This is a genomic window from Desulfuromonas sp. AOP6 (assembly GCF_009731355.2).
Taxonomy (GTDB): Bacteria; Desulfobacterota; Desulfuromonadia; order Desulfuromonadales; family SZUA-540; genus SZUA-540.
In genome coordinates this window covers 2,775,313-2,795,726 of record NZ_AP022810.1, presented here as the reverse complement: position 1 = coordinate 2,795,726, position 20,414 = coordinate 2,775,313, and the positions used below count along the sequence as shown (strand labels likewise).

Below are 20,414 nucleotides of genomic sequence, written 5' to 3'. Positions count from 1 at the left end.
CATGAGTCTAGCAGGAAAAAACATTCTCATCACCGGTGGAGCTCAGGGGATCGGCCGCGGTCTGGCCGAGCGTTTTCTGGTCGAAGGGGCCCGGGTGATGATCGCCGATATCGACGAGGAAGCCGGTCGAGAAACCGAACGGGAACTGCAGGCGGCGGGGGAGGTGCGTTTTTTCCAAGCCGATGTGGCCTCGGAGGAGGAGGTCGGCAGCCTGGTCGCGCAGACGCTGCACACCTTTGGCGGTCTGGATGTGCTGATCAACAACGCCGGCATCATGATCCGCCGGCCTCTGACGGAGCTGAGCCTGGCGGAATGGAACCGGGTCCTGGCCGTCAACCTGAGCGGCGCTTTCCTCTGCGCCCGCGCCTGTGCCCCCGCCCTGCGCCAAACCAAAGGCGCCCTGCTCAATATCGCCTCCACCCGGGCCCTGATGTCCGAGGCCGACACGGAAAGCTATGCGGCTTCCAAGGGGGGGCTTCTCGCTCTCACCCACGCCCTCGCGGTCAGTCTCGGGCCGCAGGTACGGGTGAACTGTATCAGTCCGGGCTGGATCGACGTGTCCGGCTGGGCCAAAAAGTCCGTCCGGGTTCAGGAAAAGTTGAGTGAAGCCGATCATGCCCAGCATCCGGCCGGGCGCGTGGGCACCCCGGACGATATCGCGTCGCTGGCCGTTTTTCTCTGCCGCCCCGAAAACAGCTTCATCACCGGTCAAAATTTTGTAGTAGACGGTGGCATGACGCGCAAAATGATTTACGTCGCGTAGTTTTTCCTCAAAACTCACATGTTTCTAACAAAGCGGCCCTATATTCCTCAAAATCACGTGATATTTTCGAGGAGAAAAGAAGCGGACCCATGAGCAAAGAGCGCATTCTGGTCATCGAGGACGAAGAGGATATCCTGGCCCTGATCCATTACAACCTGGCCAAGGAGGGCTACCAGGTCGCTGGCGCCATCAGCGGGGAAGAAGGACTGCAGAGGGCTAGACAGGAACCCTTCGACCTGGTGGTTCTCGACCTGATGCTGCCGGGACTCGACGGCCTGGAGGTCTGTCGGGCGCTGAAGAACACCCCGGCCCTGGCCCATATCCCGATCATCATGACCACGGCCAAAGGGGAGGAGTCGGACGTGGTGCTGGGCCTGGAGATGGGCGCTGACGATTATGTCACCAAGCCTTTTTCGCCCAAAATCCTGCTGGCCCGTATCAAGGCGGTGCTGCGACGACGCAGCGAGGGGGAAGTCCCCGCGGCCGAAGAGGTCCTGCGCATGGGCGAGCTGGTCATCCATCCCGGCCGCAACGAGGTGCTGGTCGGCGGTGAGCCCGTCGAACTGACCTTCACGGAGTTTCGCGTCCTGCATTTTCTGGCCAGTCGTCCCGGCTGGGTCTTCACCCGCTACCAGATTGTCAATGCGGTGCGAGGCGACGACTACTCGGTCACCGACCGGGCGGTGGACGTACAGATCGTTGGACTGCGCAAGAAGCTGGGCCCCTGCGGCAAGGTTATCGAAACGGTCCGTGGCGTCGGCTATCGTTTCAAGGCCTGATTATCCTTTCTCACGAGGCAAAATAACATGATGCGTCCCAAGCGGTTGCTCTGGCAGTTCTATATTCCCTGTCTGCTCATCATTCTTCTCTCCCTGCTGGTGCTGACCTGGTATTTTTCCAACACCCTGCGCTCATCCTACCTTAAGCAGACAAAAGAAGATCTGATGGCCCGGGCGCGCCTGGTCACCGTGCAGGTCAAAGGGCTTTTCGCCGTCTCCCAGTCGCCCTATCTCGAAACGCTGGTCGCTGAATTAGGCCAGGACTCGGCGACGCGAATTACCCTCATCATGCCCTCGGGTGTGGTGCTGGCCGACTCGGACGAAGAAGCCGCCCGTATGGAAAACCATGCGGGGCGGCCGGAGGTTGTGGAGGCGATGCAGGGGAGCACCGGTCGCTCTGTCCGTTTCAGCCATACCATCCAGCAGGACATGATGTACGTCGCTCTTCCGGTGGCGGAGAACGGTGCCATCACCGGCGTGGTACGGACCGCCATGGCGATCACGGCTTTGGACGAAACCCTGGACACCCTGCTGCGTCGGGTCATCCTGGGCGGGGTGGTGGCGGCGGTGCTGGCGGCTCTGCTGAGCCTGCTCGTCTCCCGCCGCATCAGTCAGCCTTTGGAGATGATGAAGCAGGGCGCTGAGCGCTTTTCCCGGGGCGAGCTGCAGCAGCCGCTGGTCGTGCGAGGTTCGGCGGAGGTGCGCAGTCTGGCCGAAGCGATGAACAAGATGGCCGCCCAGCTCGATGAACGCATCCGTACGGTGCTGCGCCAGCGCAACGAGCAGGAGGCGGTGCTGGCCAGCATGGTGGAAGGAGTTCTGGCGGTGGATGCGGAGGAGCGCATCCTGCGCCTGAACCGGGCGGCGGAAAAGCTGCTGACTCTCGATTCCGCAGAGGTCCAGGGTCGGCGCATTCAGGAGGTCGTGCGCAAGGCCGATCTGCAGCGGTTTATCGCCCAGGCGCTATCCAGCCCGGAAGCGGTGGAGGGGGATATCGTCTTTCACGGTGACCCCGAGCGTTTTCTGCAGGCCCACGGTACGGCCCTGCGCGGCTCCCAAGGGCAGCGCATCGGCGTCCTTATCGTTCTTAATGACGTGACCCGTCTGCGCCGCCTGGAGACCATGCGTCGGGATTTCGTCGCCAATGTCTCTCACGAACTGAAAACGCCGATTACGGCCATCAAAGGGTTTGTCGAAACCCTCCTCGACGGCGCCATCAACCAGCCGGAAGATGCCCAACGCTTCCTGTCCATCATCTGCAAGCAGGCCGACCGTCTCAATGCCATCATCGATGATCTGCTCGATCTGTCCCGTATTGAGCAGGGCGCCGAACGGCATCAGATCGACCTGCAACCGGGGGCCGTGGACGAAGTGGTGCGAGCGGCCATCCAGTCCTGCGAGATGCAGGCGCAGGAGCGGGAGATCCTGGTAGAGCAGGCCGTGGATGAAAGTCTGCGGGCTCGCTTCAATCCTCCGCTGATCGAGCAGGCCCTGGTCAATCTCATCAGCAACGCCATCAAATATTCCTCCGAAGGCAGTCGGGTGCTGGTGGAAGGGAGGCAGAGCGCCGATGGCGTCGTCATCCGTGTCATCGATCAGGGCTGCGGCATCGCCCGCGAGCATCTGCCCCGTCTGTTCGAGCGCTTCTACCGGGTCGACAAGGCCCGCAGCCGCAAACAGGGGGGCACCGGGCTGGGCCTGGCCATCGTCAAACACATCGTGCAGACCCATGGCGGCCGCGTGGCCGTGGAAAGCGTCCCCGGTAAAGGCAGCACCTTCTCCATCATCCTTCCTTCAGACCTTCGTTCCTAGTCTTTCCGAGTTGCGGGCCGCTCTGGGCGTGATAAGGTTTAACCGTTCTTTTAATCCCGTGACGGGGGAGGAACGGTTGAACCCGCCCAGAGGAGGATCCTATGCACGCCCAACAAGCCGATACACTCAAGACGAAAAAGGCCCTGACGGTCGCTGGCCGTACTTACGATTATTTCAGCATTCCCGCTGCCGAACAGGCGGGACTCGGAGATCTCAGCCGCCTGCCTTTCTCGCTCAAAATATTGCTGGAAAATCTGCTGCGCTTCGAAGACGGCCAGAGTGTGACCGTCGCCGACATCGAAGCCTTGGCCGCCTGGCTCAAGACCCGCTCCTCCTCCCGTGAGATCGCCTTTCGTCCTGCCCGGGTGCTGATGCAGGACTTTACCGGTGTCCCTGCTGTCGTGGATCTGGCCGCCCTGCGCGACGCCATGGCCCGTGCTGGGGGCGACCCGGATAAGATCAACCCCCGGGTGCCGGTGGATCTCATCATCGACCACTCGGTCACAGTGGACCGTTACGGCTCGCCTGAGGCCTTCGCCGCCAACGTCGCCGCCGAAATGGCGCGCAACCACGAACGCTACGCCCTGCTGCGTTGGGGACAGAAGGCTTTCGCCAATTTCCGCGTGGTGCCGCCGGGCACCGGCATCTGTCACCAGGTGAATCTGGAGTATCTGGGGCAGACCGTATGGAGCGCTGAGGAGGACGGCCGCGCCCTGGCCTATCCCGATACCCTCGTCGGCACGGACAGCCATACCCCCATGATCAACGGCCTTGGTATCCTGGGCTGGGGAGTCGGCGGCATCGAAGCGGAGGCGGCCATGCTCGGCCAGCCCATTTCCATGCTTATCCCCGAGGTGGTTGGCTTCCGTTTGGAAGGCTCCCTGGCGGCGGGGGTCACGGCTACCGACCTGGTGCTCACCGTTACCCAGATGCTGCGGAAATTCGGCGTCGTCGGCAAATTCGTCGAGTTTTTCGGCCCCGGCCTCGACCACCTTCCCATCGCCGACCGGGCCACCATCGCCAATATGTCTCCCGAGTATGGCGCCACCTGCGGGTTCTTTCCGGTGGATAGGCAGACTCTTGATTATCTGCGCTTCACCGGCCGTGACGACAAGACCCTGGCCCTGGTGGAAGCCTACGCCCAGGCGCAGGGGCTGTGGCGGGACGACAAGACGCCGGCCCCCCTCTTCACCGACGTGCTGGAACTCGACCTGGGACAGGTGGTGCCGAGTGTGGCTGGCCCCAAACGACCGCAGGATCGGGTGGCGCTCCCCGAACTGCCCGGCGCCATGGATACGCTGCTGGCAGACGCGGGCCAGGAAAAATCCGCTGAGGTCAAAGGGGCAGACTATCGCCTGCAGGATGGCGACCTGGTCATCGCCGCCATTACCTCCTGCACCAACACCTCGAACCCGGCCGTCATGATGGCCGCCGGTTTGTTGGCCCAGAAAGCTTTGGAAAAGGGACTGTCCAGTAAACCCTGGGTGAAGACATCCCTGGCTCCAGGCTCCAAAGTCGTCAGCGACTATCTGGCCGCCGCCGATCTACAGAAACCCCTCGATGCCCTCGGCTTTCAGCTGGTGGGCTACGGCTGTACCACCTGTATCGGCAATTCGGGCCCTCTCGACGAGCCTATCGCCGCCGCCGTGCGCGAACAGGACCTGACGGTCTGCGCGGTTCTCTCCGGCAACCGCAATTTCGAGGGGCGCATTCATCCCCAGGTCAAGGCCAGCTGGCTGGCCTCGCCTCCTCTGGTAGTGGCCTACGCCCTGGCCGGCACCATGCGCATTGACCTGTCGAAAGAACCCCTGGGGGAGGACAGGGACGGCCAGCCCGTCTATCTCGAAGATATCTGGCCGACGGCCGCCGAGGTGGCCCGAGCGGTGGAGAAGGTGACCGCCGAGATGTTTCATCAGGAATATGCCGACGTTTTTCGCGGCGAGGAAAGCTGGCGGAACCTGCCGGTGCCGGAAGGCAAAACCTTTGCCTGGGATTCCGATTCCACCTACGTCAAGGAGCCGCCCTTCTTTCTGGACGTGGAGCAGGAGCGCGGAGAAGCGGCCTTCGCCGGCGCCCGCATCCTGGCGCTGCTTGGCGACACCATCACCACCGACCACATCTCGCCCGCCGGCAGCATCCGGGCCGACAGCCCCGCCGGCGAATACCTGCAGAAACACGGGGTCAAGGCGGCCGACTTCAACTCCTACGGGTCACGCCGCGGCAATCACGAGGTCATGATGCGCGGCACCTTCGCCAACATCCGCCTGCGCAACGAGATGGTTCCCCACCTCGAAGGCGGCTTCACCCGCCATATTCCCAGCGGCGAGGAGATGAGCCTCTACGACGCCGCCATGCGCTACGGCGAAGAAGGCACGCCCCTGGTCATCATCGCCGGCGCCGAGTACGGCACCGGCTCCAGCCGCGACTGGGCCGCCAAGGGGAGCCGGCTGCTCGGCATCAGGGCGATCATCGCCGAAAGTTTCGAGCGCATTCACCGCTCCAACCTTGTCGGCATGGGGGTGCTCCCCCTGCAGTTTGAGGCGGGCGTCACCCGGGTGACCCTCGGCCTCGACGGCAGTGAACAGGTCGATCTGCTGCCGCCGGAAGGGGAACTGACGCCGGGCATGAGCCTGCAACTGGTCATCCGCCATGAGGATGGTCGTCAGCAGGAGGTGGCGGTGCGCTGCCGCATCGATACCGCCGACGAAATCGCCTACTTTCACAGTGGCGGCATTCTCCATCATGTGCTCCGACGGCTGCTGAAGACCTCTTGATGGCGGTCTTTCCCAGCGGCCGTGAAAAGCTCGATATCCTCTACGCCGATGACCACCTGGTGGCGATCAACAAACCGGCGGGGCTGTTGGTGCATCGCAGCCCCATCGACCGGCGTGAAACCCGTTTTGCCCTGCAGTTGCTGCGGGACCAGCTGGGCCGACCGGTTTACCCGGCCCATCGTCTGGACAAGCCGACCTCCGGCGTGCTGCTCTTCGCCCTCTCCCCCGAGATGGCCCGCGCCCTGGGGGAGTCTTTCGCCCGCGGCGCGGTGGAAAAGACCTACCTGGCCGTACTGCGCGGCGTCTGCCCGGAGACCGGGATCATCGACCATCCCCTGCTGGAAGAGCCCGACCGTCTTGCCGATTATCCGGTACAGCCGGACAAGCCGGCCCAGGAGGCCGTGACCTCTTACCGACGCCTGGCGCAGGTCGAACTCCCCTTTGCCGTCGGGCGCTACCCCAGCAGCCGCTACAGCCTGGTGGAAGCCCATCCCCGCACGGGCCGACGCCACCAGTTGCGCCGCCACTTCAAGCATATCTTCCACCCCATCATCGGGGATACCAAATACGGCGAAGGGCGCCACAACCGCTTTTTCCGTGAGCACTTCGGCTGCCAACGTCTGCTGCTGGCCGCTACCCGCCTGGCGTTCCCCCATCCTCTCGATGGGCGGCAACTGGTCATCGAGGCCCCTCTCGATCCCATTTTTGCCGATCTTCTGGAGCGTCTGGGATGGTCGTCCTCGCTCCCCTGAGTGGACTTCCGTTTCGCCCAAAGCCTGCTAGAATGTACAGATAGTCTTTTGCTGTCGTCTTCAAACCGAAGGAGGAACTCACATGATGAACAATGGAAAAGGAGTCCAAGCCGCACTCCTCGCAACCCTCTGCTGGATGCTGATTGTCGCCCTGCCCCAGGCTGTTTTCGCCGCTCCCAAGGAGGGCAAGGGCAAGCCGGACAGGATGGAGCAAATGCAGCAGACCTTCGATACGGACGTCAAGAGCCTGGAGAAACGGCATCAGGCTGAACGCAAGGCGCTGGAAGAGCGCTACAAAGCGGACAAGGAAGCCCTTAAACAGAGGCATAATCAGGAGCGCAATGCTTACAAGGAGCGCATGCGCTATGAGAAAAGCGAAGGAAAGTCTGCCGGTGAGGGCAAAAAAATGCGCGAGCGCGACGAGGAAATGGAACGTAAGCGCGATTCACAGCGTGAAGACGGGGACCGCCGCATGATCTGGGAACGTCAGCGGGAGCAGGAGAGCGAGCAGGAGCGCCGTGAAGACAGGAGAGACTGAACTTCCGTACTATAGAGAACGCAGGAGGAGGGCCGCCGGGATTGATACCGGCGGCCCTTTTTTATGGGCGGCGCGAGCGACGCTTTTTCCAGCGGGACCGCAGGCCGAAAAAACAGCCAGCGGCGGTGAGTCCCCAAATCAGCAGGGTGACAATAGTTTCACTCTCTGGCATGCTAATCTCCTGGGAATGACGATCTTGCGGCCACTAAAACACGTTCCGGGCGCCGTTGCCTTGAGGCAGGTCAATAATATCCTTATCCGGGCTCTTCCGGCGGAAATTTTACGGATCAGGCCAGGCAGGTAGCGCCCGCGAGAAAAATTGAGGAGATTTCATTATGGAACAGATGCTGTTGGATGCCGTGGAGGCCCGGGTGCTCGGCTGTCTCCTGGAAAAAGAGATGGCCACCCCGGAATACTACCCTCTCAGCCTCAATGCGCTGACCAACGCCTGCAACCAGAAAACCAACCGCGAGCCGGTGATGGCCCTGGAAGAAACAGAGGTGGTCCGAGCGCTGGAGCGCCTTCGTCATGGCGGGCTGGCCATGCAGAGCGGCGAAGGGGGGAGGGTGCCCAAATATCGTCATACCTTGGCCGAGAAACTGCACTTGGAGCCCGAAGAACTGGCCGTGCTCTGCGTGCTGCTGGTGCGCGGACCGCAGACCGTGGGGGAAGTGAGGGGGCGCAGCGAGCGCCTGTACTCCTTCGGCGAGCTGGCGCAGGTGGAGGAGGTGCTGCAGGGGCTCGAACAGCGGCAGCCGCCCCTGGTGAGCTGTCTCCCCCGTCAGCCGGGGCGTAAAGAGTCCCGCTACGCCCACCTCTTCGCCGGGGCGCCGCCGGAGGAATCCGCCTGCTCCGAGGCGCCGGCCGAAGCGGCCACCCTGCGGGTGCGGGCCGAAGAGGAGCGTATGGTCCGTCTCGAGGACGAAGTGGCCGCCCTGCGTGAGGAGGTAGAGACCCTCCGGCGGGAGATGGCCGCCTTCAAGGCCCAGTTTGACTGAGGGCGCTCTCCTCGGTCAAAGGGGTCGTTGCCGGTGCGCCGGTCTGGCGGGATGATTGGCGGCCGCCGTGACGGCTGATGAGGACGCCGGCCAGGACCAAAGCCGCGGCGGCCAGCTGCTGAAGATTTAACCGCTCGCCGAGAAAGAGCATGGCCATGAGCACGCTGAAGACCGGGATGAGATTGACGAAGACCGCCGCTTGGCTGGCGGGGATGTGTTTGACGCCGATGTTGTAGCAGGTATAGGCCACCAGGGTGACAAAGATGCCCAGGTAGGCGATGGCCAGGGCCGGCACCAGCAGAAATTCGCTGGGGAGAACCGTCTGCGGCAGCAGCAGGAAAGGAAAGAAAAATAGGCTGCCAGCGAAGGCCTGGAAGGCCGCCATGAACAGGGGCGGGTAGCCGGCACTTAGGTGGCGCAGGGATACGGTGTAGCCGGCGGCGCAGATCATGGCCAGAAATTCGTAGAAATTGCCGAGCAGAGGGTTGGGCGCATAGGCGTCACTGCTGCTGGCCAGGCTCAGCCAGGCGGCGCCGACGATGGCCAGCAGAAAGCCCGCCAGGGTCAGGCGGCTGATGCGCTCGCGCAGAAAGAACCAGGCGAGGATGGCCACCAGCAGCGGCATCATGGCGGTAATCATCCCGGCCTGTGACGCCGTGGTGTTCTCCATGGCTCTGGCCTCGAAGACAAAGTAGAGACAGGGCTCGCACAGGGCCATAAGGGCCAGATACTTCAGGTCGCCCCGGCGAAAACGGATACGGCGAAAGCTGGGGATAAAGGGCACAAAAAAGAGGCTGGCCAGAAACATGCGTCCGAAAATGACGACCATGGGATCATAGCTTCTGAAGGCGAGCTTGAGAGCCACAAAGGAGCTGGCCCACAACAGCATGGCCGCCACCAGGCTGAGCACCGGCAACCAATCAACCCCTTCTTTCCGCACACCCGCCCCCCACATCATCTCTTCAGCGCCTCCTTGCCAACCGCGCGCTAAAATACGCCCCTTTTTTCACAAGATCCAGAAAAATTCCCACGTTCCTCAGGAGAGGACCGTGCGGATATCTGCTTCTGTCCTTTTTCGGCCTGCCCCCTTGAAAGGGACCCCACGGGCGATATAGTGCTTTCATCCTAATATTTTCCTAACAAAAAGGGTTTAAATCACAGAAGTCTGTCCTGCGAAGCCCCGTTTCATCGGTTGGAAAACTCATGAGCTTCTTACGGGAGACTAACAATCCCCTAACAGAAGCGAGTCACAATCCGGACCGTAAAGAACGAAACAGGACTATCGCCGTAGCCGCTTATAAGCGTTTAAGCGGCATCTCAAAACGCCCTATCAGGAGAAAAGACAGATGAAAAAAAATGTTTGGAAGAAGTTGGTTCTTGCCGCTGCCGTAGCGGCCGCAGCCATGGTTTTTGCCGGTGGGTCCGCAGTCGCCGCCCAAATTAAGGTCGATCCTGCCCTGCCGGTGTACTCCAAGACTCAAGGGGTGAGTGGCAACCTCAACAGCATCGGTTCCGATACCCTGAACAACCTCATGACCTACTGGGCCGAAGGGTTCCGCAAGCAGTACCCCAACGTCAACATCCAGATTGAAGGCAAGGGCTCCAGCACCGCGCCCCCCGCTCTTATCGAAGGAACCGCTCAGATCGGTCCCATGTCCCGCAAAATGAAGACTTCAGAAATCGAGGCTTTTGAGAGCAAGTATGGCTTCAAGCCGTTGCAGATCGGCGTGGCTCTCGACTCTCTGGGCGTCTTCGTCAACAAGGACAACCCCATCAAAGAGCTCTCTCTGCAGCAGATTGATGCCATCTTTTCCAAGAACCGCAAAGGCGGCTACCTTCAGGATATCGTGACCTGGAGCCAGGTGGGTGTAACCGGTTCCCTCGCCAATATGCCCATCAGCCTCTATGGACGTAACTCGGCTTCCGGTACTTACGGGTACTTCAAGGATAACGCTCTCTTCAAGGGGGACTTCAAGGATATTGTCAAGGAACAGCCGGGCAGCGCCTCCGTTGTCCTGTCGGTGACGGAAGACAAGTCCGGCCTCGGTTACTCGGGCATCGGTTACCTGACCTCGGGGGTCAAAGCCATCGCCCTGTCGGAAAAAGGCGGCCCGGCCTATGAGCCTACCTATGAAAACGTGCTCAGTGGCAAATACCCCCTGGGACGCATGCTCTATCTCTACGTCGCCAAAAAGCCCAATGAGCCGCTGCCCAAGATGCTTGAAGAGTTCATTAAGTTTGTGCTGTCCAAGGAAGGTCAGGAAGTCGTGGTCAAGGACGGCTATCTTCCTCTGCCCGCCAAAGCCGCTCAGCAACAGCTCGACCTGCTCAAATAGACCGGCTGGAACCGGTATCAACCCTGACAACCCGTCTGCCTGCCTTCCGGACCTCAAACCGGGAGGCAGGTAGATGTATGTTCAGGATTCTGGATGGATGGATATGGATCAGAAGCTGCTGAAAAAAGTCAAACGACGCGACCGTATTGCCCGCTGGGTGATAACCGTTGGGGGCATGGCCATTATTTTTGTGGTTATTTTCATCCTGCTCCTTATCGGGGAAGTCTCTCTGCCCCTGTTCAATCAACCGACGGCAGCGCCCGTGGCCCGTATCCATCCGGTCGATTCCCAGGGGGGCGAAGCGGTCCTGGCGCTCGGCCTTGACGAATACCTGGAGACGGCTTTCACTCTGTCGGCTTCCGGTGACTTCACCTTTTACGACCTGCCCTCGGGTGAGGTCTCTGAACAGATCTCTCTGCATCCTCCCGGCGCGCCGGAGGCGTCTATTGTCGCTGCTGAAAAGTTCGGTCGCCAGGCCTATGGCCTGCTGTGGAGTGACGGGGTTCTGTCCATCGAGCAACTGCGCTTCTCGGCCCAGTGGGACGAGCACCATAACCGGACCTTCGAGATAGCCGTGGACCGGGAAGGGGTCTTCGCTGCTCCCGAGGGGGGGGTGCCGGAAATTTCCCGGGGGCGGATTTCAAATGAGGGTACCCACACCCGCGTCAGCCTCATGGGCGACAATCGCTTGCTGCTCACCCAGGAAGCGGTGACTGCCGATATCTTCGGCAACGAGGAGCGGATGCAATTCAGCACGGTTCTAGGCGATGAAGAGCCGGATCGTCTCACTGCCCTGGCCCTGGACACCCAGGGGCACGCTCTCTATGCCGGCACCGACCAGGGAGCGTTGCTGCGCTGGGACCTGAGCGAGGCGGGGAGCCCCCGACTTGTGGAGAGGCAGCAGGCTTTTCGTGATCGCCGCGCCATCACGGCTCTGACCCTGGTGTTCGGCGATATTTCCCTCGCCGTCGGGGATACGAAGGGGCAGCTGACCACCTGGTTCCCGGTACGCACCGGTGCGGAAGGCGGGGAGAAAAGACTCCGCCGCATCCATACTCTGGCCGATCGCGGCAGCGCTGTGCGGACTATCTCGCCCTCCCACCGGGACAAATCCCTGCTCAGCCTCGATGAAGAAGGGACGGTCTATCTCGATCACATGACCAGCGAACGCCAGTTGCTGACCCTGGAAGGCAGCTCTCCCCTACGCACCGCCGCTCTCAATCTGCGGGGCACCGGTATTATTGCTCTTAATGAAAAGGGGCAACTCGAGGCCTGGACCGTGGACAATCCCCATCCCGAGGTGAGCTGGCGAACCCTCTTTGGCAAGGTCTGGTATGAAAGTTACGATGAGCCTGCCTACGTTTGGCAGTCGTCGTCGGCTTCTGAGGATTTCGAGCCAAAGCTCAGCCTGACGCCCCTGATTTTCGGCACCCTGAAGGGGACCTTCTACGCCATGATCTTCGCCGTCCCCCTGGCCCTGCTCGGGGCGATTTACACCAGCCAGTTCGGCCATCCGAAACTGCGGCAGTACATCAAGCCGACGGTGGAGATCATGGCCGCTATCCCCAGCGTCATTATCGGCTTCCTCGCTGCCCTCTGGCTGGCGCCTATCGTGGAAAAGTCGGTGACGGCCATTTTTCTCAGCTTTCTCTTCGTGCCGACCTCCTTCATCCTCTTCTCCCTGCTCTGGCAGAAGCTGAGGGAAGTCGGTCCTTTGCGGAAAGTCGAGAGGGGTTTCGAGTTCCTTACCTTCGCCCCGGTCATCGTCCTCTCGGTGGCGGCCGCCTTCGCCATCGGGCCCCTGGTGGAAGCCTGGCTCTTCGGCGGCGACTTTCGTCTCTGGCTCTTCACCGAAATGGGCACGCGCTATGATCCACGCAACAACATCATCATCGCCTTCGCCCTCGGCTTCGCCGTTATTCCCATCATCTTCACCATTGCCGAGGACGCTCTTTCCAACGTCCCCGGCAGCCTGAAGGCTGCCTCCCTGGCCATGGGCGCCAGCCGCTGGCAGACGGTGTGGCGGGTGATTCTGCCCTCGGCCAGTCCGGGCATCTTTGCGGGTATCATGATCGGTTTCGGCCGCGCTATCGGCGAGACCATGATCGTGCTCATGGCCACAGGCAATACGGCCATCATGGACTTGAGCATCTTCAACGGCATGCGGCCCCTTTCGGCCAATATCGCCGTCGAAATCCCCGAGGCGCCGGTGGCCAGTACGCTCTATCGGGTGCTTTTTCTGTCGGCCGTTATTCTCTTTCTCTTCACATTCGTTCTCAACACCATCGCCGAAGTGGTTCGGCAGCGGCTGCGCAAGAAATACGGCCGGTTTTAAAGGACAGACTGCATGAAAAAGTACTGGCGTGAAGGAGAACCCTTCGTTTGGGCCACCGGTGTGGCCCTGGGCATGACCCTGCTCATTGCCGCGACCCTCATCGTCGTGGTGCTGGTCAATGGTCTCGGTGTCTTCTGGCCCTCTGATGTGGCGAAGGCCCGGCTGCACAGCGGCCAGACCGTTATCGGCGAGATCATCAAACGGGAACCGACCGCTTCCGGCGAGGGGGAACGGATTCAGTTCAAGATCGGCAACCGGGACCTGTACGGCCTGGATTTCCGCTGGATCGACGAAGCGGACATCGCCCATCTAGACTATCCCGATGAGGTGACGGTCATTGAACGGGATGAGTACGGCAATTTCTATGGGACCCTCATCCGCGTGCAGACCCCGGACGGCGAGCACACCCGGGCGCCGTTGATCGAGCCCCTGGAAAAGATGCTGGCCCAGGTGGAGGAGCTGGAAAAGCCCCTGGTGCGAAGTGGGGAAGAATTGGGGCGGCTGAACAGAAAAATGGAAAGGCTGCGGCAGCAGGAACTCAAACTGGTTTACCAGGGGGTGGATGATTCGGACTCCCGTCTGGTGGAACTGCGGCAGCAGCAGGCCATGCTGCGGGAAGATTTCGAGCAGATCGTGACGCAACAGGGGAAAAAGGCGGCGGAACTGACGGATTACAAGATCGTGGTGGCCGATGCCGGCGGTCAGGAAAAAGAGATCGAGGGCAGCCACATTGTACGTTTTTACCAACCCAATGCGCTGTCCTGGGTGGACAAGTCCCTGATCTACGCCGGCAAGCTGTGGGAGCTCATCTTTGGCGAACCGCGGGAATCCAATACGGAAGGCGGCCTTTTCCCGGCGATCTTCGGCACGGTCATGCTGATCTTCCTGATGACCCTGGTAACCTTCCCCCTAGGGGTTATCGCCGCCGTTTACCTGAGGGAATACGCCAAAGACGGTGTCGTCGTGCGCCTGGTGCGCATCGCCGTCAACAATCTGGCCGGTATCCCCTCCATTGTCTATGGCATCTTCGGTCTGGGCTTCTTTGTCTACGGCATTGGCAGTACCATCGACAAAATCTTTTTCCCTGAACAGCTGCCGACCCCCACCTTCGGCACTGGCGGCATCCTCTGGGCCAGCTTGACTCTGGCGCTGCTTACCGTGCCGGTGGTGATCGTATCCACCGAGGAAGCTCTCGGCGCCATTCCCGCCGGGGTACGCGAAGGCTCGCTGTCGCTGGGGGCGACCAAGTTCCAGACCCTGATGCGCACGCTGCTGCCCATGGCCTCACCCGGTATTATGACGGGTCTGATTCTGGCCATGGCACGGGCCGCCGGCGAGGTAGCTCCCCTGATGATCACCGGGGTGGTCAAGCTGGCGCCTGCCCTGCCGCTGGACGGCAATTTTCCCTATCTGCACCTGGATCGCAAATTCATGCACCTGGGTTTTCACATCTACGACATTGGTTTCCAGTCGCCCAACGTCGAGGCCGCCAAACCCATGGTCTTTGTCACCACCCTGCTGCTGGTGCTCATCGTGCTGCTCATGAGCAGCGTGGCGATCTATCTGCGCAACAAGATGAAGAAGCGCTACACTTACAGTACCTTCTAAACACCGATAGAGGACAGGTTCATGCCAAAAAGCACACTCGTTACCATCGACGATCCCGTCATCGAGGTCAAAAACCTCAATTTCTACTATGGCTCTGCCGAGGCGCTGCACGATATCAGTCTCGCCTTCCCACGACGCCAGGTTACGGCTCTCATCGGCCCTTCAGGCTGTGGCAAATCCACCTTTCTGCGCTGCCTCAACCGCATGAACGATCTGGTGGACGGCACTCGGGTGGTGGGGAGCATGACGCTCAACGGGGTGGAGATCAATTCTTCGGCCATGGATGTCATCGAACTGCGTCGCCGCGTCGGCATGGTCTTCCAGAAATCCAACCCCTTCCCCAAATCGATCTATGAAAACGTCGTTTACGGGCTGCGCATCGCCGGCGTGAAGAGCAAGGCCAGCCTTGACGAGACGGTGGAGAAGAGTCTCCGAGGCGCCGGCCTGTGGGATGAGGTCAAAGACCGCCTGCACCAGTCGGCTCTCGGCCTGTCCGGCGGCCAGATGCAGCGCCTGTGCATCGCCCGCGCCATCGCCGTCAATCCCGAGGTCATCCTCATGGACGAACCCTGCAGCGCCCTTGACCCCAAATCGACGGCCCGGGTGGAAGAGCTCATTGGCGAACTGCGCGAGAACTACACCATCATCATTGTCACCCACAACATGCAGCAGGCGGCCCGGGTTTCCGACTATACGGCTTTTCTGTACGAAGGCATTCTGGTCGAATACGGCAAAACCAACGGCATTTTCATGAAGCCTAAAAATAAACAGACGGAAGACTATATTACCGGCCGCTTCGGTTAAGGAGAAAGAATCAGGCTATGACCATACATCTGCAGAAGGAACTGGATACGCTGAAAAAGATGCTGCTGGGGCTCAGCGCCGTGGTGGAGGAGAGCGTCCACCAGGCCGTGGAATCCTTGGAGAAATGTGACCTGGAGCTGGCCGAGAAGGTCATCGCCGGTGACACCGAGATCGACAATCTCGAAGTGGAGATCGAGGAGGAGTGCCTCAAGGCGCTGGCTCTCTATCAGCCCGTGGCCGTGGATCTGCGCTTCATCGTCGCCGTGCTCAAGATCAACAACGATCTGGAGCGCATCGGCGACCTGGCCACCAATATCGCCGAACGCACCGTGGCGCTGGCCTCCATCTGCCGGCTGGAGCCCCCCTTCGACTACCTCTCCATGGCAGCCAAGACCCAGCGGATGCTGAAGATGAGCCTCGACTCCCTGGTCGGTCTCGATGTCGCTCTGGCCAAAGAGGTGCAGAGCCTCGATGACGAGGTCGACCGCATGCACGCCGAGAACTTTACCTTCATCAAGGCCGAGATGCGCCGCAATCCTGACAGTATCGACCACATCACCCAGTATCTCACCGTCTCCCGCCATCTGGAACGCATCGCCGACCTCGCCACCAATATCGCTGAGGAGGTCTATTACCTCATCGAAGGGGAGATTGTCCGCCACACCAGTGACTGGGGGCCGAAGTCCTAGGCCGCCACCCACCTCGCAGCAAGCTCTCAGAGACCGCCCGACAGTAACGGGCGGTCTTTTTATTTGAGGGGGGAGGGAACAGGAAAGCCCTTGTTCCTGACGAAAAAAAAGGTACCTTTAAAGGAATTGTTTTTTCCGGCCGTCAGCCCAAAGGAACCATCATTCACGCGGAGAGTTCTCATGTCATTGGAACTGAGCACCAAATTCACCTTGGGAACGAGCGCCGTGGTATTGGTCGCCATGAGCTTCTTTGCTTTCATGACGATCAAGAATGTACGGAACATGAGTACGGACAACGCCATCGAGCATGTCGAGCATCTGAGTGAGACCCTGCTCAGCACGACCCACTACGAGATGCTGGTGGATAATCGCGCCCGTGTTTACCAGATGATGGAAGAGGTCGGGGCCCAGGAGGGGATTTCCCGCATAAGGCTGTTCAACAAAGATGGGGTGATCAGCTATTCCACCGCCAAGGAAGAAGTCGGCAGCACCCTGGACGTCGATTCCGAAGGGTGCAACGGCTGTCATATCGACAACAAGCCGCCGCACTCCGATGTGCCGACGGAGGGGCGCGCCCGATTTTTTTCCGAGGGGAGCACCAATTTTCTGGGGGTGACCAAGGGCATTTACAATAAGCCGAGTTGTTACACCGCCGCCTGTCATGTCCATCCGGCCAGTGCCACGGTCCTCGGTACCCTGGATGTCATTGTTCCCATGGATCGGATGGAAGCTCAGGCTGCTGCCAGCCGCAATCAGATTGTTCTCCTTACGGCCTTTGTGCTGCTGCTGGTTTCCCTCAGCTTGGCTTTTCTGACCCATAAACTGGTGAACGTGCCGGTCAATCGGCTGCTTTATCATACGCGACGTCTGGCTGATGGCGAGCTGGACAGCCGCATCACCACCGTGCCATCCGATGAAATCGGCGAGTTGGCTCTGGCTTTTAACGACATGGCCCAGAATCTTCAGGCCGCGCAGCAGGAGCTTAAAGAGTGGGCCAACACGCTGGAGGTGAAGGTCGAAGAACGCACCGCCCGTATCCAGTCCATGCAGTCGAAACTCGTCCGTTCGGAGAAGCTGGCGACCATCGGCGAACTGGTCGCCGGGATCGCCCATGAAATCAACAATCCCCTCACCGGGATTCTCATGTATGCCTCCATGATCGAAAGCGATCCCCGCCTGGATGCCGGCCTGAAAGACGACCTCGCCGTGGTGGTGCGGGAGACGCAGCGCTGTGCGGAAATCGTGCGGGGGCTGCTTGGTTTTTCGCGGGAATCCATCCCGCACAAACGTCCGGAGTCCATCAACACCGTCATGGAGAGAACGCTGGCCTTGATCGAAAGGCAGGCGGATTTCCAGAATATCCGTATTGTGCGCGAATATGGTGAGGGACTGCCCCAGGTGCTGATTGATCCGAATCAGCTGGAACAGGTGTTCATGAATATCCTCATCAACGCCAGTCAGGCCATGGAAGAAAAAAGGGATGGCAGTCTGAGTATCACGACGGGGGTGGAGAGCGAAGGGCGGGGAGTCTTTATTCGTGTTTCCGATACGGGGTGCGGTATTTCAGAAAAGAATCTGGCCCGCATCTTTGATCCCTTCTATACGACCAAGGAGAATCGCGGCACGGGGTTGGGCCTGTCCGTTTCTTACGGAATCGTGGAAAATCATGGCGGCCAGATTGAGGTTTCCAGCCAGGAGGGGAAGGGGACGACCTTCACCATTACGTTGCCCTTCAGCAACCCCGCCACGGCAGCAACCGCCGGCTGAGAGGGTGCTGCGTCAGCCAGGAAGCCTGTCCCGAATGGATATGCCCTGCTTCTTCAGCAAGGCCTGAAAGTTCGGGCGCAGCATGCCGACCTCTTCCGCCGCCCGGGTGACATTCCAGTTGTTCCTTTCCAGCGCGTCCAGCACGAAAGCCTTTTCCACCGGCATGACGGCCATCTCTCGTATCTTCTGTTTGGTCTCTTTCAGCTCTTCCGCCGTTTTGGGAATGAACTGACAGAAAGGGGCGCCGTCCTCCTTCGTCTGGCCGGAGAGCTCCAGGTTGTCGATTTCGATGACGGATCCTTCCGCCAGGACGACAGCGCGCTCCAGGATGTTTTCCAGTTCGCGGACGTTACCGGGAAAGGCGTGCTGGTTCAGGTGTTCCATGGCAGCCGGTGAAAGTCCACGGATCTCCTTGCCCAGTTCGCGGGCGAACTTTTCCAGAAAAAATCGGGTCAACAGGGGAATGTCGCTCTGCCGTTCCCGCAAAGGGGGGAGGTCGACGGGGATGATGTTGAGGCGGAAGAAGAGGTCCTCGCGAAACTCCCCCTTGGCACACATCTCCCGCAGGTTACGGTTGGTGGCGGCGATGAGCCGGATATTGATGGGAACCGGTTTGTTGCCGCCGACGGGAGTGATTTCCCTTTCCTGCAGCACCCGGAGCAGTTTGGCCTGCGTGGTGAGGCTGATATTGGAGACTTCGTCCAGAAAGAGGGTGCCGCCGTCGGCCACCTTGAAAAGCCCCACCTTGCTCTGTACGGCGCCGGTAAAAGAGCCTTTCATGTGCCCAAAAAGCTCGCTTTCCAGCAGGCTCTCCGCCAGGGATGTACAGTCGACGGCGAGAAAAGGCTGATCCTTGCGGGAGCTGTGGTTGTGGATGGCGCGGGCCAGAAGTTCCTTGCCCGTGCCGCTTTCCCCGGTGATGAGCACGGTGCTGTCCGTTGGGGCGACCTGCAGGATCCGGCGGTAGACGCGTTCCATCTGCCGGCTTTCCCCGACGAAGAGGTCGAAGCCGGGGTGCTTGCCGGGAGAGTCTCCCCGGACCGCCTTTTCTATCTGCGTGATGCGGTGTTTGAGGGCGGATTCGGCTAAATGGAGAATCTGCTCAGGGGTGAAGGGTTTGGCCAGGTAATCGAAGGCGCCGAATTTCATGGCCTCCACGGCGGTTTCCACCGTGGAGTATCCCGTGATGATGACAACGGGTACGTCCGGCTGCAGAATGCGGATGGCCTTGAGCACTTCCATACCGCTCATCCCCGGCATTTTCAGGTCGGTAATGACCAGGTCGAAATCGGCGGACTGCATGCGCTCGAGGGCCAGGTTGCCGCTGGATGAGGTTTCGACCTGGTAGCCCTCCTGCAGCAGAATTCGCCGCACCCCTTCACGGATAACACTCTCATCATCCACAACCAGGATGTTGGCATCGCCTTTTCTCATGTATAACTCCCTCAATTCAACAAAATTTCCGCGGGTCAGGGAGAGACGGCGGGTGGCGGAATATGCAAAAAAACTCGTTAAACAATACCAAATTCAACCCTAAAAGCAATGGGGTTTTTGCCCTAATAATCCAGCCTGGAGCGGCGTGAGCAGCAACGTCGTTTTGTCTCCCGTCGGTGGGACGGCAAAGAACCGGATGACGTATATTTTCTGCATACAGGAGCGCATAATGCCAACGGTCTATTTGTTTCAGCACCTTAGACGACAGAAACAAGGACAGGAGGGGCGAAAGGGGGAGCTCATCTGTATGAATAAATTATTCATTGGTCCTCCCGCTGTTCACAAGTCTATGAAAACTGAACTGAAAAACACATAAAAACAGGATGTTATGAACTGCCTGTTCTGTCGAGGCCACCTTGGCACATTCGATGCTTTATGAAGCATGGGGGAGAATCACTTTGGGGAAGGGGATAATACCTGCCGGAAGGTAGGAGGAAGCGGTTGCGGTTATGATCCGGGCGCATATTCTGATTGTCGATGACGAACAGGTGATCCGAAACGGTCTGCAGAAGGTTCTTGAGCGGGACGGACAGCAGGTGACGGTGGCATGCAGTGGCGTGCAGGCTTTGGAGTGTCTTCAGAGGTGTTCCTTCGACCTTGTCATAACGGATCTGAAAATGCCTGGAATGAGTGGAATCGAGGTGCTCAAAGCGATTCGCCGCTTGCAACCCGAGGTGCCTGTGCTCATTGTCACCGGGTACGCCACGGCAGAGATGGCCGCAGAAGTTATGGTGGCCGGGGCTTTTGACTTTTTATCCAAGCCCTTCACCCCGGGGCAGATTCTCTATCAGACTCAAAGAGCCGTCGATTGGCGTCGTCGACAATTCTCGGATCGTGCCGAAGGACCCTCCTCTTCCAAAGAGGGTTTTTTGTCTGAGTCCCGGTTTTCATCGTGAGTCTTGCCGATATAATTACCTGGTAGGCCTGAAACGAGCGCAAAGTCGCCACCAGGTTCATCCTGCAGG

Annotated in this window: 16 protein-coding genes; 14 read left to right on the top strand and 2 right to left on the bottom strand. The window is 59.9% G+C overall.

The features are described from left to right. Position 1: 1 nt before the first annotated feature. From AOP6_RS13095 to AOP6_RS13065, 7 genes are all read left to right on the top strand, one after another. Positions 2–763 (top strand): glucose 1-dehydrogenase, encoded by a 762-nt coding sequence (locus AOP6_RS13095; protein ID WP_155877191.1) that lies wholly within the window; start codon positions 2–4, stop codon positions 761–763. 89 nt (positions 764–852) lie between these two features. Beyond that, entirely contained in the window at positions 853–1,542 is a 690-nt protein-coding gene (locus AOP6_RS13090; RefSeq protein ID WP_155877190.1) for a response regulator transcription factor, read from the top strand. A 27-nt stretch (positions 1,543–1,569) separates the two neighbouring features. Next, positions 1,570–3,354 (top strand): ATP-binding protein, encoded by a 1,785-nt coding sequence (locus AOP6_RS13085; RefSeq protein WP_155877189.1) that lies wholly within the window; start codon positions 1,570–1,572, stop codon positions 3,352–3,354. A gap of 101 nt (positions 3,355–3,455) precedes the next feature. Then, positions 3,456–6,128 (top strand): aconitate hydratase AcnA, encoded by a 2,673-nt coding sequence (gene acnA, locus AOP6_RS13080; protein ID WP_155877188.1) that lies wholly within the window; start codon positions 3,456–3,458, stop codon positions 6,126–6,128. Next, positions 6,128–6,880, top strand: coding sequence for a tRNA pseudouridine(65) synthase TruC (truC, locus tag AOP6_RS13075; protein ID WP_155877187.1), 753 nt, complete (start codon positions 6,128–6,130; stop codon positions 6,878–6,880). Before acnA ends, truC begins: the two co-directional genes overlap by 1 nt. Positions 6,881–6,962: 82 nt before the next feature. Beyond that, the gene (locus AOP6_RS13070) at positions 6,963–7,418 is read left to right on the top strand and encodes a hypothetical protein (RefSeq protein WP_155877186.1); all 456 of its coding nucleotides are present in this window, start codon (positions 6,963–6,965) and stop codon (positions 7,416–7,418) included. Positions 7,419–7,753: 335 nt separating this feature from the next. Continuing rightward, complete coding sequence (locus AOP6_RS13065; protein WP_155877185.1) at positions 7,754–8,416, top strand: YceH family protein; 663 nt, start codon at positions 7,754–7,756, stop codon at positions 8,414–8,416. Here the strand turns inward: AOP6_RS13065 and AOP6_RS13060 are convergent. Beyond that, positions 8,397–9,374 (bottom strand): DMT family transporter, encoded by a 978-nt coding sequence (locus tag AOP6_RS13060; protein WP_213194605.1) that lies wholly within the window; start codon positions 9,372–9,374, stop codon positions 8,397–8,399. The genes AOP6_RS13065 and AOP6_RS13060 overlap by 20 nt on opposite strands. A gap of 388 nt (positions 9,375–9,762) precedes the next feature. Between AOP6_RS13060 and AOP6_RS13055 the strand changes: the two genes are divergently transcribed. From AOP6_RS13055 to AOP6_RS13030, 6 genes are all read left to right on the top strand, one after another. Beyond that, positions 9,763–10,752: a phosphate ABC transporter substrate-binding protein gene (locus tag AOP6_RS13055; protein WP_155877184.1), complete on the top strand. Its 990-nt coding sequence runs from the start codon at positions 9,763–9,765 to the stop codon at positions 10,750–10,752. 103 nt (positions 10,753–10,855) lie between these two features. Further along, positions 10,856–13,087 carry an ABC transporter permease subunit gene (locus tag AOP6_RS13050; RefSeq protein ID WP_155877740.1) on the top strand — a complete coding sequence of 744 codons (2,232 nt, stop codon included), beginning with the start codon at positions 10,856–10,858 and terminating at the stop codon, positions 13,085–13,087. A 12-nt stretch (positions 13,088–13,099) separates the two neighbouring features. Next, entirely contained in the window at positions 13,100–14,695 is a 1,596-nt protein-coding gene (pstA, locus tag AOP6_RS13045; protein WP_155877183.1) for a phosphate ABC transporter permease PstA, read from the top strand. Positions 14,696–14,716: 21 nt separating this feature from the next. Beyond that, positions 14,717–15,499 carry a phosphate ABC transporter ATP-binding protein PstB gene (gene pstB / locus AOP6_RS13040; protein WP_155877182.1) on the top strand — a complete coding sequence of 261 codons (783 nt, stop codon included), beginning with the start codon at positions 14,717–14,719 and terminating at the stop codon, positions 15,497–15,499. Between the two features lie 17 nt (positions 15,500–15,516). After that, entirely contained in the window at positions 15,517–16,188 is a 672-nt protein-coding gene (gene phoU, locus AOP6_RS13035) for a phosphate signaling complex protein PhoU (protein WP_155877181.1), read from the top strand. A 180-nt stretch (positions 16,189–16,368) separates the two neighbouring features. After that, complete coding sequence (locus tag AOP6_RS13030) at positions 16,369–17,955, top strand: HAMP domain-containing sensor histidine kinase (protein ID WP_155877180.1); 1,587 nt, start codon at positions 16,369–16,371, stop codon at positions 17,953–17,955. Positions 17,956–17,967: 12 nt separating this feature from the next. Here the strand turns inward: AOP6_RS13030 and AOP6_RS13025 are convergent, their stop codons facing one another. After that, the gene (locus AOP6_RS13025) at positions 17,968–19,389 is read right to left on the bottom strand and encodes a sigma-54 dependent transcriptional regulator (protein ID WP_155877179.1); all 1,422 of its coding nucleotides are present in this window, start codon (positions 19,387–19,389) and stop codon (positions 17,968–17,970) included. 509 nt (positions 19,390–19,898) lie between these two features. Here AOP6_RS13025 and AOP6_RS13020 point away from each other — a divergent pair. Next, the gene (locus AOP6_RS13020) at positions 19,899–20,345 is read left to right on the top strand and encodes a response regulator (protein ID WP_155877178.1); all 447 of its coding nucleotides are present in this window, start codon (positions 19,899–19,901) and stop codon (positions 20,343–20,345) included. The last annotated feature ends 69 nt before the right edge of the window (positions 20,346–20,414 follow it).